Below are 15,609 nucleotides of genomic sequence, written 5' to 3'. Positions count from 1 at the left end.
GGAGGATCATGGCGGGAATCGCGCTGGTCACGGGTGCGGGACAGGGCATCGGCCGGGCCGTCGCGGTGGCGTTCGCCGCCGAGGGCACCCGGGTCGCGGCGGTCGACCGGGACGCCAAGGGCATCAAGCGGCTCGCCGCCGAACACGAGGGCATCTGCGCGTACGTCGCCGACGTGTCCCGGGTGGCGCAGGTCGAGGCGGTCGTGGCGGCCGTCGAGGCGCAGCTCGGTCCGATCGGGATCCTGGCGAACGTGGCCGGGATCCTGCGTACCGGCCCGGTGCTCAGCTTCTCCGATCAGGACTGGGCGGACACCTTCGCGGTCAACGCCGGCGGGGTGTTCCACCTCAGCCGGGCGGTCGGCGCGCGGATGGCCAACCGGCGCTCCGGGGTGATCGTCACCGTCTCGTCGAACGCCGCCGGCATCCCGCGGGCCGGCATGGCGGCGTACGCCGCCTCGAAGGCCGCCGCCACGATGTTCACCAAGAGCCTCGGCCTGGAACTGGCCCCGTACGGGATCCGGTGCAACGTGGTGGCCCCCGGCTCGACCGACACCCCCATGCAGCGGGCACTGTGGAGCGAGGACGGGCCGGCCGCGGTCATCGCCGGCGACCCGGCCGGCTACCGCACCGGGATCCCGCTGGGCCGGCTGGCCGAGCCGGAGGACATCGCCGACGCCGTGCTCTTCCTCGCCTCGGACCGCGCCCGCCACATCACCATGCACGACCTGTACGTGGACGGCGGCGCGACACTGCGCGGCTGAGCGCACGGCCGGCAGCGATCCTGCCGCGAAGGGAGATCCAACCCGTGACTGCCACCTCAGCCACCGCCACCACGGCGGCCGAGCTGCCCAGCGCGTCCGCCGCCGGCCGGTCCGGCACGGCCTCGGGGGACGAGCTGATCGCCGGCTACCGGCCCGGTCGCTGCACCCTGTTCGCCTCGCCGCGCGGCACGCTGCTGGCCGAGGGCACCTATTTCGCGGTGCCGCCCTCGGGTCGCCGGGACGGCCTGGCCGACCTGGCCCGCCGGGTCGACGCGGTGCTCGGGGTGGCCGAGGCGGCCGGGCATCCGGTCCGGACGGTCACCGGCGCGGTCGCGTTCGCCCCGCACACCCCGGCGCACCTGGTGGTGCCGCTGCGGCTGCACCGGGCCGGCCCGCCGACGGCCCGGCCCGACGCCGCCCGGCCCGGCCTCAACCGGCCCGACGCCGTCCGCCCCGGCCTCAACCGGCCCGACACCGTCCGCCCCGACCTGAACCGGCCCGCGCCGGCCGGCGCCGTACCGATCCGGGCGTTGCGGGCGGTGCCGCCGCCACGGGACTACGTGGCGGCGGTCGAGCGGGCCGTCCGGCAGATCAAGGACGGCGAGTACACGAAGGTCGTGCTGGCCCGGTCGCTGCGGGCCGAGGCGCCCGGCTTCGACCCGGCCCCGGTGGTCCGCGCCCTGGCCGGCCGCGACCCGGGCGGCTACACCTTCGCGGTCGACCTCGGCGCCGGCCGGACGCTGCTGGGCGCCAGCCCGGAACTGCTGGTCTCCCGGCGCGGATTCCGGGTGGAGGCCAACCCGCTGGCCGGCTCCATCGCCCGGTCCGCCGATCCGGTGCAGGACCGGCGCCGGGCCGCCGCCCTGCTCGCCTCCACCAAGGACCGGCACGAGCACGCGGTGGTCAGCGAGGCGGTCGCCGCCGCGCTGCGGCCGTACTGCTCCCGGCTCGCCGTCCCGGCCGAGCCGTCGGTGGTGGCCACCGCGACCATGTGGCACCTGTCCACCCGGATCACCGGCACGGTCGCCGACCCGTCGGTCTCGTCGCTGGCCCTGGCCACGGCGCTGCATCCCACCCCGGCCGTCTGCGGCACGCCCACCGCCGCCGCGCGGGCCGCGATCGGCGAGCTGGAACCCTTCGACCGCGGCTTCTACACCGGCATGGTGGGCTGGGTGGACGCCGCCGGCGACGGCGAGTGGGCGGTCACCATCCGGTGCGCCACGGCCGACGCCGACGGCCTCGACCTGTACGCCGGGGCGGGCGTGGTGGCCGACTCCGAGCCGGCGGCCGAACTGGCCGAGACCACCGCGAAGCTCGGCACGATGCTCGCCGCGCTCGGCCTGTCCGGATCGGAGCACTCCGGTGTGGCCTGAGGAGTTCGCCCGGCGCTACCGCGAACGCGGCTACTGGACCGGGGAGACGTTCGACGGCTTCCTGCACGAGCGGGCCGAACGGTTCGGCGACCGGATCGCGGTGACCGACGGCGACCGCGGGATCGGCTACGCCGAACTGCGCGACCGCGCCCTGCGGCTGGCGGCCGGCCTGCACGGCCGGGGCGTACGGGCCGGCGACCGGGTCGTGGTGCAGTTGCCCAACACAGCCGGGTACTTCGAGGTGATCTTCGCGCTGTTCCGGCTCGGTGCGCTGCCGGTCTTCGCGCTGCCCGCGCACCGGGCCGCCGAGATCGGCTACTTCTGCGCGCACACCGAGGCGGTCGCGTACGTGACCACCGACGTCCACGAGGGCTTCGACCACCGTACCCTCGCCGCGGCGGCGGGCCGGGCCACCACGATCGTGGCCGGCGACCCCGGCGGGCACGTCCCGCTGGCGTCGCTGTACGGCGACCCGGCCGGACTGCCTCCCGGACCGCGCCCCGGCGACCTGGCCTTCCTGCAACTGTCCGGCGGCAGCACCGGGCTGCCCAAGCTGATCCCGCGCACCCACGACGACTACCTGTACAGCGTCCGGGCCAGCGCCCGGATCTGCGAGCTGACCGCCGACAGCGTGTACCTGGCGGTGCTGCCGGTGGCGCACAACTTCACCATGTCCTCGCCGGGGGTGCTCGGCACGTTCGCGGTCGGCGGCCGGGTGGTGCTGGCCCGCCGCCCCGACCCGGCCACCGTGCTGCCGCTGATCGAGCGGGAACGGGTCACCATCACCGCCGTGGTGCCGCCGCTGGCCCAGCTCTGGCTGGACGCGGTCGGCGGCCCGGCCCGGCGGCCCGACCTGTCCAGCCTCCGGGTGCTGCAGGTCGGCGGCGCCAAGCTGGCCGGCACGGTGGCGCAGCGGGTCACCCCGGTGCTCGGCTGCCGGCTCCAGCAGGTGTTCGGGATGGCCGAGGGCCTGGTCAACTACACCCGGCTGGACGACCCGGACCCGCTGGTGTGGCACACCCAGGGCCGGCCCATCTCGCCGGACGACGAGATCCTGGTGGTCGACGACGCGGATCGCCCGGTGCCCGCCGGCGAGGTGGGGCACCTGCTGACCCGCGGGCCGTACACCATCCGCGGCTACTGGCGGGCCGACGAGCACAACCGCGAGGCCTTCACCGCCGACGGCTTCTACCGCACCGGTGACCTGGTACGCCACCGCGACGACGGCTACCTCGTGGTCGAGGGCCGGGCGAAGGACCAGATCAACCGCGGCGGCGAGAAGGTCGCGGCCGAGGAGGTGGAGAACCACCTGCTCGCCCACCCGGCCGTGCACGACGTCGCGGTGGTCGCCGTGCCCGACCCGTACCTGGGGGAACGCACCTGCGCGTTCGTGGTGCCGCGCGCCGGGCAGGACCCGCCGACGCTGCCCGCGCTGCGCGGCTACCTGCGCCAGCGGGGACTGGCCGGCTACAAGATCCCGGATCGGCTGAACGTGGTCGACGCGTTCCCGGTCACCGGCGTCGGCAAGATCAGCCGACGCGAGCTGCGCGCGGCGTTGCGCGCGATCCAGAAAGGCTGACGCCGTGCTGCCCCGTATCGCCCCGTACCCCCTGCCCGGCGGATTCGACCGCGACCGGGCGCGGGTGGACTGGCGGCCCGACCCGGACCGGGCGGTGCTGCTCGTGCACGACATGCAGAACTACTTCCTGGCCCCGTTCGGCACGGCCGGCCCGGCGCCGCTGCCGCCGGTGGTGGCGAACATCGGCGCGCTGCGCCGGCACGCGCACGGACTGGACGTACCGGTGGTCTACTCGGCCCAGCCCGGCGGGCAGCGCCGGGACGAGCGCGGGCTGCTCCAGGACTTCTGGGGCGACGGGCCGCCGCCCGACGAGGACGCGCTGGCGATCGTCGACGCGCTCGCCCCGGCGCCGTGGGACGTGCTGCTGACCAAGCGGCGCTACAGCGCCTTCGTCGGAACCAGCCTGGCCGACATGATCGGCGACCGGGACCAACTGATCATCACGGGCGTGTACGCGCACATCGGTGTGCTCGCCACCGCCCTGGACGCGTTCATGCGCGACATCCAGCCCTTCGTGGTGGCCGACGCGGTGGCCGACTTCAGCCCCGAGCGCCACCGGGACGCGCTGCGCCACGTCGCCGACCGCTGCGGGGTGGTGGCCGGCACCGCCGACATCCTCGACGCGCTGGCCGCCGCCGACCGCCGTACCCGCTGAGCCGCCCCACCGAAAGGCAGTGCCATGTCATCCTCCGACATTGACGTGTACGACCTGGTCGGGATCGGCTTCGGACCGTCCAACCTGGCCCTGGCCATCGCCGTCGAGGAACACAACGCCGGCTGCGACCGCGGCCAGGACCGGATCTCCGCGGTCTTCCTGGAGCGGCAGGACGACTTCGGTTGGCACCGCGGCATGCTCTTCGAGGACGCCACCATGCAGGTGTCGTTCCTCAAGGACCTGGTCACCATGCGGAACCCGACGAGCGACTTCAGCTTCGTGGCGTACCTGCACGCGCACGACCGGCTCGCCGACTTCATCAACTACAAGACGATGTACCCGCTGCGCGTCGAGTTCCACGACTACCTGTCCTGGGCGGCCGGCCGGATGCGGTCCGCGGTCCACTACGGCCACACGGTCACCGACGTGCGCCCGGTCGAGGGCGGCGACCTCGTCGACGTGGTCAGCACGCACGCCGACGGGGTGCGCACCATCCGCGCCCGCAACGTGGTGGTGGCGGTCGGCCTGGAATCCAGCCTGCCGCCCGGGGTGAACCCCGCCGAGCGGGTCTGGCACAACCTCGACATCCTGCACCGGGCGGCCGACTTCGACGAGGCCGAGCCGCGTCGGTTCCTGGTGGTCGGGGCCGGGCAGAGCGCCGCCGAGTCGGTCTCGTTCCTGCACGGCCGGTACCCGAGCGCCGAGGTCTGCTCGGTCTTCTTCCGGTACGGCTACAGCCCCGCCGACGACAGCAACTTCGCCAACGGCATCTTCGACCCCGAGGTGGTGGACCTGTACTACCACGCGCCCGGCGACGTGAAGCGGATGCTGTTCGACTACCACCGCAACACCAACTACTCGGTGGTCGACGGCGATCTCATCGAGGAGTTGTACCGGCGGCAGTACCGGGAGCGGGTGCTCGGCCGGCCCCGGCTGCGGATGCTGAACGCCTCCCGGGTCGCCGAGCTGACCGCCCGGCCGGACGGGGTGACCGCGGTGATCGAGCACCTGCCCTCGGGCACCCGTACCCCGATGGAGGCCGACGCCATCGTCTTCGCCACCGGGTACCGTCCGGTCGACGCGGCCCGGGTGCTCGGCGCGGCCGGCGCGTTCCTGTGCCGGGACGAGGAGAACCTGCCGCGGGTGGGGCGCGACTACCGGCTGGTCACCGACGAGCGGTTGCGGGCCGGGCTGTACCTGCAGGGCGGCACCGAGCACGCGCACGGGATCACCGCCACGCTGCTCTCGGCGGGTGCGGTGCGGGCCGGCGAGATCGTGGCCGCGCTGCGCCGGCCCGGCGCGCCCGGACGCCCGGCGGATGATCAACGCGACTTCGGCGAAGTCGGGCGGTCGGGGCGTCCCGGAGCCCCCTACTTCGCCGAAGACGGGTTGACCATGGCCGGCCGGAACCCGATCACCGCGTTGCCCAGGGCCAGCACCTCGAACGCCGCGGCGCCGAGATAGCCGAACCGCAGGTCGGCGGCGAACAGGGTGGCCGTGCCGGCCAGACCCAGCGCCGCGCCCACCTGGAAGGCGGCGCTCAGCACCCCGGAGGCGAGCCCGGCGCCCGCCTGCGACGCGCCGGCCGTGCCGATGACGGTGCCGATCACGCTGGCCATCGGCAGTGCCATCCCGACCAGCAGCGACGGGCCGAGCATCGCCCGCGGATAGCCGCCGGGGCCGGCGCCGCACAGCGCCGCGAAGAGGCCCAGGCCGGCCGCCCCGCCGGCCGAGGCCAGCAGGTACGTCCCGCGCGTGCCGATCAGGCGGGTCAGCCGGGGGTCAGCAGGGCGGAACCGATGGCGACGACTCCCATCGGGACGAAGCTCAGGCCGCCGCGCAGCGGATCCAGCATCAGCCGGCGCTGCGCCTGCATGCTGATCAGGAACATCACCGACAGTTGGGTGGCGCCGACCAGGAACTGCCCGACGCTGCCCACGACCAGTCCGCGGTCGCGCAGCGCCGAGCCGGGCACCATCGGCGCCGCGGACCGGCGCTCGATGCGTACGAAGAGGGCGAGCAGCAGTACGGCCGTGCCGGCGCAGCCCGGCACGACCAGCGGCGGGAGGCCGGTCTCCGGTAGCGAGATCGTCGCGTAGATCAGCAGCAGCAGCCCCGCGGTGACGACCAGCGCGCCCGGTACGTCCGCACCCCGGCGCCGGTCGCCGGTCGGTGCCCGGCGCAGCCGGGGGACCAGGACGAGCGCGAGCCCGCCGGCCAGCACCCCCGGCGGCAGGTTGATGAGGAAGACCCACGGCCAGCCGAGGGTGCCGACCACCAGCCCGCCGAGCACCACGCCCGCGGTGGCGCCGAGCCCGCCCAGGCCGCCCCAGATGCCCAGCGCGGTGTGCCGGCGCGGACCGCGGGGGAAGGTGGCCGTCACGATCGACAGGGCGGCGGGGGAGAGGAAGCCGGCGCCGATGCCCTGCCCGGCGCGGGCCACGATGAGTTCGGCGGGGCGGGCCGCGAGGCCGCAGGCCAGCGAGGCGGCCGTGAAGACCAGCAGCCCGCCGAGGAAGACCCGGCGCCGGCCGAGCAGGTCGGCCGCCCGGCCGCCGAGCAGCAACAGCCCGCCGAAGGTCACCGTGTACGCGTCGAGCACCCAGGGCAGTTGCGCCGGGGTGACGTGCAGTCCCGCCTGGAGCCGGGGCAGCGCCACGTTGACCACGGTGGCGTCCAGCAGCACCATGACCTGCGCGACCGAGACGACGGCCAGCACCGCCCAGGGCCGCCACGCCGGCGCGGGTTGGCCCGGATCGGCCGGGTGGCCGGCATCGGCGGGATCGGCGGGATGAGCCGGACGGTCCGGATCGGCCGGATCGGCCACCGGGCCGGCGGCGGACGGGCCGGCGGCGGACGGGCCGAGGCGCGGGTCGCCGACGGTGCTCGCCATCACGCTCAGCCGTTGCCGTTGCCGTTGCCGTTGCCGTTGCTGCCGTTGCCGTTGTTGTTGCCGGCCTCGGCATGCTCCCCGGTGTCGGTGTCGGTGTCGGTGTCGGTGTCGGTGTCGGTGTCGGTCGGGGCGTCGGTGTCGTCAGCGGCGGGGCGGATCACCAGATCCAGCAGCCGTTCCACCTCGCGCAGGTAGCCGGCCAGGTCCACCCGCTCGTCCCAGGCCAGTTGCAGGACGAAGCCCTGGAAGAGCGCGACGAACATCCGGGCCAGCGCCGCCGGGTCGGCGCCGGACACGAGCCGCCCCTGCCGGCGCGCCCGTTCGAGCAGCTCGGCGATGGCCTCCCGGCCGGCGTCGGCGCCGCGTAGCACGAAGTCGTGCACCTTGTCGCTGCGCAGCGCCTCGGCCCAGACCTGCACGCCCACCCGGCGTCGCATCCGCTCGTCCGGATCGGCGAGCCAGCCGCCGTAGTCATGGACCAGCCGGCGGAGCGCGTGCAGCGGATCGGGGTCGGCCAGCGCCCCGGTGTTCAGCGCCGCCTCCCGGGCGTGCCGGTCGGCGGCGATGGCGTCGATCATCTCTTCCTTGCCGGGGAAGTAGTGGTAGATCGCGCCGGCGCTCAGCCCGGACTCCCGGATGATGTCCGCCATCGAGGTGCGGTGGAAGCCGTCGCGGGCGAAGCAGCGCAGCGCGGCCTCGATGATCCGGGTCCGCCGTGCCTGCCGCTCGGCCTCGCTCAGCTTGGACAACGCGACCCCTCCCCGCTGCTGCCGGACCGGTGCGCCGGCGCGCTCCACAACTTAGAACGAATATTCGTTCTAAGTAAAGTCGCGATCGTGATCAACTCGTCTTCGGTGAAGTCGGGGTGTCCTCGCCCGCTGGACGGGCCGACTTCGGCGAAGTCGGGAATGTCCCGGTCGCGGGAGGGGCCGACTTCGCCGAAAACGGGTCGACCAGGGACCGTGCCGCCCACGCTCGGCGCGGGCGGCGCGGGTGCGGATGCTGTCGGACCCGTCCGGTACAACTACGTCCACTCGTACGTGAGGGAGGGCTGGTTGTGACAAGCGATGGCGCCGCCCGTGAGCGGCGCAGCGCAGTGTCGGTCATCGCGCCGGTGCGGCCACGGAAGCTGGCGAAGGTGCCGTTCGTGGAGTTGGCCGACGGGCGGCTGCAGGGGTGGTCTCCAGCGGCTCGGACGTCTCGCGCGTCTACGTCTCGTCGGTCACCGCCGGCGAGCACGGGATGACCTGCCGGACCAACAACAACCGCCCGTGCGGGGGGCTCGGCGGCGGGTACCCCTGCAACCACCTCCGGTCGCTGGCCGATGCGGCGGTGGCGCAGTACGGGATGGACCGGGTGGCCCGTTACCTCAAGGCCGAGCTGCCGTCGGAGGCCGCCGACCTCTGGGCCGGCCTGCACCCGAACGCCGCGCCGGCCGACCACACCGCCGAGGTGTTCAGCGGCTTCCTGCGCCACCTGGCGTACCTCGAACTGCCACCGAGCGTCGACCCGCTGCCGGAGTTGCAGTGGTTCCCGGCGCCCCGGGCGGTGTCCTGATGCTCGCCGACCTGCTGCGCACGCCGCCGGCCGGTCTCGACGAGACGATGGCCCTGGCCGACGGCCTGGATGACACCCTCGGGCACGGTCTGGCCCGGATCGACGAGGAGCGGGCCGAGGTCCTCGACTCGGTGGCCGCCGCCTTCGCCGGGTCGCCGCTGGCCGACCGGGTCGGCGACGCGGTCGGCAAGATCGTCGCCGGGACGGTCACCGACGAGCATCTGGCCGCGCTGGCCGGCGCCCGGGCCGGTCTGCTCGGTGCCGCGCACGACGCGCTGCTCACCGGCCTGGACGGGGCGTTGGGGCGTCACCGGCGGCCGTGGCCCGGCGGGGACGGCCTCGCCGAGCCGGCGCCCGCGCTGGCCGCGGCACGCTCCTGGCTGCGGGAGCTGGCCATCGCCGGTTGGCGCGGGGTGGACCGAGACCTGGCCGGTGCCGGTGGCCGGGCCGTGCAGGCGCTGCTCGCCGACCCGGCGGCCCGGCGCCTCGGCACCCTGCTGGACGGCCTCGCGGCGGAGCTGCGGGCCAGCGCGCCGGTGACCGGTCTCGAACAGGTGCCGGCGCGTCGCTGGGCCGACCTGTGGACCCGGGCCGTGCTGCTGAGCCAGGACGGCCGTCCCGGCGACCCGGCCACGCCGGTGGACGGCCGGCTGCTGATCCTCGGGGTGGACCTGCACGAGCATCCGACGGTGTTCCGGGCGCAGGCGCACGGCCTGCTGGAGACGCCCGACGGTGGCGTCCGGCTGGTCCGCACCAGCGTGGCCGCGGCCAAGGTGGACACCATCACCGGCCCGTCGGCCTGGCGGATGCTGGCCGCCTTCCCGGTGTTCCGTACGGCACTCGCCGAGCGCCGCACGGTCGAGGTGGCCGGCCTGTCGCTCGGCCCGGGCGGCGACCTGAGCTGGGACGAGTCGCGCGCCGCGCCGGGCGAGCCGGCCGACCCGTTCGCGACCGCCCGGGTCCGGCTGGACGCCGCGGTAGCCTCGTCGCCGCCCCCGCTGGACCGGCATCCGGTGGCGATCGCCGAACCGGTGCTCCTGGAGGGGTACGCGGCCGGGCCGCAGGGGTTCGACCTCGGCGGGGGCGCGACCCTCGCGGTGGATGCGGACCGGCTGCCCGCGGCCGGGCCGCTGACCCCGGCGCTCGTCGCCAACTCCACCGCCTGCCTGGGGCTGCTGCGCTGGGACGGCGGCCGGTGGGCGGTGCAACCGCTGGCGGTGCGCACGGTGCTCAAGCGGAAACCGGCCACCGTGCACGGCGGAGACTGGGCGCTGGGTCCGACGGAGCCGAAGGCCGCGAAGGCGGAGGCGGCGGCCGGCACCGCCGTGGACGTCCTGCGGGAGCGCGCGGGAAAGCTGCTGCGCAAGTGAGCGCGGCGGAGAACCGGCGGCAGGTGCTCTGCTGGCGGCTGTTGGCCCGGGTCTTCGACCCGGAGGAGCAGTCGGCGCTGGAGTCCGCGAGCGTGGCGATCGTCGACGACCTGGATCTGCCGGCGGCGCTGCTGGACCCGGCCACCTCGGTGGACACCCTGGTGCAGCGCTTTCCGCAGCTCGCGGCCGAGTTCGACGGGCTCGGCGCGGACGGCGACCAACGCGGCGACCAACGCGGCGAGCAGGACGGCGAGCCGGACGGCGACCAGGATGGCGACGACGCGGTCCGCCGGGTGGCGCTGATGTCGAAGCTGCTGCTCAACGTCTTCGCCACCGGGTCCGGGAACGTGACCGCCGAGCAACTGACCCGCTGGCAGGCCGATGCCGGCTGGTTCGAGCGGGCGCTGGGCTGCGAGCCCGGTCGGCTGCGGGGTCGCGCGGCGGGCGCGGGGGCCGGCGCGGCGGCCGGTGCTGGCGCGGGGGCCGGTGCTGGCGCGGGGGCCGGTGCGGGGACCGGCACCGGCAACGGGGCCGGTGTCGGCGCGCACGCCAACCTGGCCCCGGTGCTGGCCGGCATCGAGGGCGAGCTGATCAGGCGCATGCGCCTGCGCGAGGTGCTCGCCGACAACCGGCTGGCCAGACAGCTCACCCCCAGCATGTCGCTGATCGAGCAACTGCTGCGCGACAAGGACAACCTGGACGGTGTCGCGCTGGCCAACGCCAAGGCCCTGATCCGGCGGTTCGTCGACGAGGTCGCCGAGGTGCTGCGTACCCAGGTCGCCCAGGCGAGCACCGGCACGATCGACCGGTCCATCCCGCCCAAGCGGGTGTTCCGCAACCTCGACATCGACCGGACCATCTGGAAGAACCTGCCGAACTGGAGCCCGCAGGACGAGCGGCTCTACGTCGACCGGCTCTACTACAGGCAGACCGCCAAGCGGATCACCCCGGCCCGGCTGATCGTGGTGGTGGACCAGTCCGGTTCGATGGTGGACGCCATGGTCAACTGCACGATCCTCGCCTCGATCTTCGCGGGGCTGCCCAAGGTGGACGTGCACCTGGTCGCGTACGACACCCGGGCGCTGGACCTCACACCATGGGTGCACGACCCGTTCGAGGTGCTGCTGCGCACCCGCCTCGGCGGCGGCACGGACGGCACCGTCGCGCTCGACCTGGCCCGGCCCAAGATCGCCGACCCGCGGAACACGGTGGTCGTCTGGATCTCCGACTTCTACGAGTGGCGCGAACAGGCGGTCTTCGACGGCATGGCCGCGATCCACCGCTCCGGCGCCCGGTTCATCCCGGTCGGCTCGGTGAGCAGCGGTGACCGGCAGAGCGTCAACCCGTGGTTCCGCCAGCGCTTCAAGGACCAGGGCACTCCGGTGCTCTCCGGCCGGATCAAGACGCTCATCACCGATCTCAAGAACTTCCTCGCCTGACCCTCATCCCTCGCAAGGAGACCAACACCCCATGAGCACCGAGCTGCTGCGCGCCCCCGCCGAGGTCAAGTACGCCGACGAGCTGGACTGGCTGGAGTCGGTCGACGACGGACCGAAGCCGTTCTCCTGGCGGCTGAGCCCCAGGATGGTGCGCGTGTTCGTTCTCGGCTCCGAACGCGCCGACGGGCTGGACCGGGAGATCCCGCCGAAGTGGTTCGGCGACCGCAGCTTCGTCGAGCGGTCCATCGTCACGCTCGCCTCCGACCGCGGCCTGCTGCTCATCGGCGACCCCGGCACCGGCAAGAGCTGGCTGGCCGAGCTGCTCGCGGCGGCGATCAGCCGCAACTCCACGCTCGTCGTGCAGGGCACCGCCGGCACCACCGAGGACCACATCAAGTACTCGTGGAACGTCTCGATGGTGATCGCCAAGGGCCAGTCCCGGGCCTCGATGATCCCGTCCCCGATCATGACGGCCATGGAGGGCGGTGTGATCGGCCGGTTCGAGGAGCTGACCCGCTCCACCAGCGACGTGCAGGACGCGCTGATCTCCATCCTGTCCGAGAAGTACGTCTCGATCCCCGAGCTGGACGACGACAACATCGTCTTCGCCAAACCCGGGTTCTCGATCATCGCCACCGCGAACAGCCGGGACCGAGGGGTCAACGACCTCTCCTCCGCGCTCAAGCGCCGGTTCAACTTCGTCCGGATTCCCGTGGTGACCAACCGCAAGAGCGAGGCGGAGATCGTCCGGTTCCGCACCGAGGAACTGCTGCGCCGGCACAACATCGAGCTGGAGATCCCGCCGACCCTGCTGGACGTGCTGTTGCAGAGCTTCGCCGACCTGCGCGCGGCGGCGACGTCGGCCACCAGCGACGACGAGCGGCTGGAGTCGGCGCTGTCCACGGCCGAACAGATCGGCGTGCTGGAGGACGCGACACTGCACAGCACCTTCTTCGGCGCCCGCACGCTCACCGCCGGCACCCTCGCCAACTCGCTGGTCGGCTCGCTGGCCCGGCGCAGCCCCGAGGACCTGGCCATTCTCAACAAGTACTGGCACGGGATCGTCGAGCCGCGCAGCCGGGAGCAGGGCGGCGAGTGGGTCGACTTCCTGGAGGGCGGCCGCGAGGCGATCGCCACCCTGTCATGACCGCGCCCTTCGACGCGCTGCGGGCGCACCTGCACGGAGCGGTCGAGGCCTTCGCCGGCCAGCCGGACGTGCTGGCGGAGATCCTCGCCGGCATGGTCGACGACATCGACCACGCACTTCGCGAACCGCTGGAGATCTTTCCGGTCTGCCACCACTCGCCGGCGTCCGCGCTGGCCATGGCGCGGCGACTGCGGGAGAAGCAGCCCAAGGTGATCTACCTGGAGCTGTGCGAGGATCTGCGTCCGTTGCTCGGCGAACTGCGCAACTGCCGGCTGCCGGTGGCGGTGCAGGCGTTCGCCGCCGAACTCGACGGCTTTCCCCCGGAGTCGGCGCCGCTGAGCCTCATCGCACCGATCACCGAGGCGTCCGCCGAGTACCAGGCGATCGCGTACGCGTTGGAGACGCCGGGTGTCGAACTGGTGCTGGTGGACCGCTCCACCGACCACGTGTTCCAGTGGCGGCCGGATTCCGCGCCGTCCGATCCCGACCCGGCCGGCGGCGGGTCCGAACGGGACCTGCACGGCGACGCGGTCGGGGTGGAGATCGGCGACCTGCGTCCCCGCTTCGCCGAGCTGGAGGAGTACCTGCTGCACCACGGCCGGGTCCGGCACTGGTCGGAGTGGTGGGACCAGTACGTCGAGCAGCCGCTCGCCGGGGCCGACCACGACACGTACCGGCAGGTCATGGTGCTGATCGGCAGCCTCTTCCGGCGGCTGGCCCCGCAGAGCGGCCACCGGTACGCCACCGACGAGGACCGCGAGCGGTACATGTGGACGCGCATCCGCGCCCACCTGGCCGCCACCGGGATCGACCGGGCCGACTGCCTGTACGTCTGCGGGGCCTTCCACGCCGCCAGCCGGCTGCCGGAGGCCGGCTCCGACCCGGCCCGGCCGGACTTCGAGATCACGCCGCGGACCGGCACCCGGTGGCGCTACGGGCTCATCCCGTCCAGCCACTCGGCGATCGAGGCGCAGTTCGGCCTCGCGCCGGGCTCCGTCTCGGTGGCCGCCGCGACCTGGCAGAAGGCCCTCGGGCGGACCCGGACCGTGCCGTTCCGGCTGGCCGGGCAGAAGGGCGGCCCGAAGCGCGCCCGCAAGGCGCTGCCCGCGCCGGCCGCCCCGACCGGGACGGTCACCGACCAGCTCACCGGCTATCTCAGCGGTCCGGTGGCGCTTGACGGGCTCGACGAGGCGGAACTGCGCGGCTGGTGCGTGGACATCGTCCGGCTCGCCCGCCGCAGCGGCTACCTGGCCAGCACGGCCGACGCGATCGCGGTGTTCGAGACGTCGGTGCTGCTGGCCGGGATGCGCGGCCGGGCGCGGCCCACCCCGTACGACTTCCAGGACGCCGCCGTCACCTGCATCGAGAAGGACACCGTGCCCGGCCGGCGGGACGTCCGCCGGCTCTGCGAGATCCTGCTCGGCGGGGACCGGATCGGCCAGGTCGGCTACGACGCGCTACCGCCGCTCGCGCGGGACGTCCACGACCGGCTCGCGCCGCTTCGGCTCAACCTCGAACAGCGCACCATCCAGCGCGCCCTGCTGGATCTGGCCGCCCGACCGGAACTCGCGGCCTGCTCCCAACTGCTGTGGATGCTCCGCTACCTCCTGCCCGACCAGGCCGTCCGCCCGATCATGGGCTCCCGCCGGCTGGGCGAGCGGCACATCCAGGAGAGCTGGGACCTCGACCTCGGCCGGCACCAGCGCACCATCATCGAGCTGGGCTACGAGGGCGTCACCGTGGAACAGGTGCTCGACCAGCGGCTGCGGCGGGCGGCCTGGGACGCCAAGGCCACCGCGGCGACCGCGCTCAAGGCGGTCGAGCACTCGCTGCTCTTTCTGGACAGTCCCCGGCTCACCGAGGAACTCGGCGACCGCGCGGTGGAACTGCTGGCCGCCGAACGCACGGTCGACGAGGCGCCCACGGTGCTGCGCCGGATCCGCCGCCTGCTGACCCACTACCAGGCCACCGCGCCCACCCTGCCGGCCTGGTGCGAGCGGTTCGTGACCGACGGGTACGCGCACTACTGCACCCTGCTGCCCACCGCGTTCGTCGAGGAGGAGACCGGGGTCCGGCAGGTCGGCGCCATGCTCGGCTTCCTGTTCAGCATGGAGAGCCTCGCGCTCTCCCTGGGCTGCGACCGGATCCAGCTGGAACTGGCGGTCCGGCAGTCCCATCCGCAGACACCGGCGAAGGTGGCGCTGCTCTGGGCGGCACGCCACCAGCTCGGCGCGCTCACCCTCGCCGACCTGCGGGCGCGGGTCGACGACCTGCTCGGCAACCCGCTCGTCGTGCCGGCCTTCCCGCAGTACGTCAGCGGGTTCGTGCAGGCACTGGAGCCGGTGCCGCGGCTGGCGCCGTTCGTCGTGGAGACGCTGTCGAAGGCGTTCGGCCGGCTGCCGGGTGCCGTGCTGCTGCCCTGGCTGCCCGTGCTGATCACCACCCTGCGGGAGAGTTCCGCGGAGCTGGTCCCGGTGCTCACCCGGGAGGCGGGGCGCACCTTCCCGGGTACGTTGCCCGGGGTCGACGGGTGGATCCCGCCGTGGGACAGGCGACCGCCGGCCCGCCCGGAAGCCGGGCCGGGCGGGGACCGAACGGCGGGTAGCCCGGGAGCCGGGCCGGGCCGTACCGGATCGTCGGGACGCGACGCCGGGTCGGGACGCGACGCCGGGTCGGACCGGGCCGGGGTGCCCGGGCCGGCCGGGTCCGACGCCGGCGACCGTCCCGCGGTGCGCGCCGCCGGCGTGCTGCTGGCCGCCCATCCGGCGACGGTGGACGCGGTGGCGGCGCTGCTCGGCTGCCCGGGGGAGTGGTGGGCGACCGGGCCGGGGGCGG

At 74.1% G+C, this 15,609-nt stretch carries 11 protein-coding genes and 2 pseudogenes; 10 read left to right on the top strand and 3 right to left on the bottom strand.

Translation table 11 applies throughout. The features are described 5' to 3' along the window. The first annotated feature begins 8 nt into the window (after nt 1-8). From CIK06_RS16705 to CIK06_RS16685, 5 genes are read left to right on the top strand one after another with little or no spacing between them, the layout of a single operon-like run. Nucleotides 9-761, top strand: coding sequence for a 2,3-dihydro-2,3-dihydroxybenzoate dehydrogenase (locus CIK06_RS16705; protein ID WP_095565605.1), 753 nt, complete (start codon nt 9-11; stop codon nt 759-761). Between the two features lie 44 nt (nt 762-805). Continuing rightward, the gene (locus CIK06_RS16700; protein WP_232533670.1) at nt 806-2,134 is read left to right on the top strand and encodes an isochorismate synthase; all 1,329 of its coding nucleotides are present in this window, start codon (nt 806-808) and stop codon (nt 2,132-2,134) included. Beyond that, nucleotides 2,124-3,713, top strand: a complete 1,590-nt coding sequence (locus CIK06_RS16695) for a (2,3-dihydroxybenzoyl)adenylate synthase (protein ID WP_095565604.1) — start codon at nt 2,124-2,126, stop codon at nt 3,711-3,713. The genes CIK06_RS16700 and CIK06_RS16695 overlap by 11 nt, the downstream gene beginning before the upstream one ends. 4 nt (nt 3,714-3,717) lie before the next feature. Then, nucleotides 3,718-4,368, top strand: a complete 651-nt coding sequence (locus CIK06_RS16690; RefSeq protein WP_095565603.1) for an isochorismatase family protein — start codon at nt 3,718-3,720, stop codon at nt 4,366-4,368. 24 nt (nt 4,369-4,392) lie between these two features. After that, nucleotides 4,393-5,832: a lysine N(6)-hydroxylase/L-ornithine N(5)-oxygenase family protein gene (locus tag CIK06_RS16685; protein ID WP_095565602.1), complete on the top strand. Its 1,440-nt coding sequence runs from the start codon at nt 4,393-4,395 to the stop codon at nt 5,830-5,832. On the opposite strand, the gene CIK06_RS16680 is transcribed toward CIK06_RS16685, so the two are convergent. From CIK06_RS16680 to CIK06_RS16670, 3 genes are all read right to left on the bottom strand, one after another. Then, entirely contained in the window at nt 5,739-6,026 is a 288-nt protein-coding gene (locus tag CIK06_RS16680) for a hypothetical protein (RefSeq protein ID WP_095565601.1), read from the bottom strand. The genes CIK06_RS16685 and CIK06_RS16680 overlap by 94 nt on opposite strands. Nucleotides 6,027-6,139: 113 nt before the next feature. Then, a complete protein-coding gene (locus CIK06_RS16675; protein WP_157756802.1) occupies nt 6,140-7,261 on the bottom strand; it encodes an MFS transporter in 1,122 nt (373 codons plus the stop codon). 5 nt (nt 7,262-7,266) lie between these two features. Next, complete coding sequence (locus CIK06_RS16670; RefSeq protein ID WP_198347896.1) at nt 7,267-8,010, bottom strand: TetR/AcrR family transcriptional regulator; 744 nt, start codon at nt 8,008-8,010, stop codon at nt 7,267-7,269. A 308-nt stretch (nt 8,011-8,318) separates the two neighbouring features. On the opposite strand from CIK06_RS16670, the pseudogene CIK06_RS16665 reads away from it, so the two are divergent. From CIK06_RS16665 to CIK06_RS16645, 5 genes and pseudogenes are all read left to right on the top strand, one after another. Continuing rightward, nucleotides 8,319-8,818: pseudogene (locus CIK06_RS16665) on the top strand (hypothetical protein). Further along, nucleotides 8,818-10,188: a hypothetical protein gene (locus CIK06_RS16660; protein ID WP_095567905.1), complete on the top strand. Its 1,371-nt coding sequence runs from the start codon at nt 8,818-8,820 to the stop codon at nt 10,186-10,188. The pseudogene CIK06_RS16665 and the gene CIK06_RS16660 overlap by 1 nt, the downstream one beginning before the upstream one ends. Further along, nucleotides 10,185-11,627: a VWA domain-containing protein gene (locus CIK06_RS16655; RefSeq protein WP_095565598.1), complete on the top strand. Its 1,443-nt coding sequence runs from the start codon at nt 10,185-10,187 to the stop codon at nt 11,625-11,627. Before CIK06_RS16660 ends, CIK06_RS16655 begins: the two co-directional genes overlap by 4 nt. Nucleotides 11,628-11,658: 31 nt before the next feature. Then, complete coding sequence (locus CIK06_RS16650; RefSeq protein WP_095565597.1) at nt 11,659-12,774, top strand: AAA family ATPase; 1,116 nt, start codon at nt 11,659-11,661, stop codon at nt 12,772-12,774. After that, nucleotides 12,771-15,338, top strand: a pseudogene (locus tag CIK06_RS16645) (DUF5682 family protein); the annotation flags it as partial. The gene CIK06_RS16650 and the pseudogene CIK06_RS16645, both read left to right, overlap by 4 nt. Nucleotides 15,339-15,609 lie beyond the last annotated feature (271 nt).

This window comes from Plantactinospora sp. KBS50 (genome assembly GCF_002285795.1).
Classification (GTDB): domain Bacteria; phylum Actinomycetota; class Actinomycetes; order Mycobacteriales; family Micromonosporaceae; genus KBS50.
The sequence above is the reverse complement of the archived record's forward strand: the minus strand, read 5'-3'. Positions and strand labels throughout refer to the sequence as shown.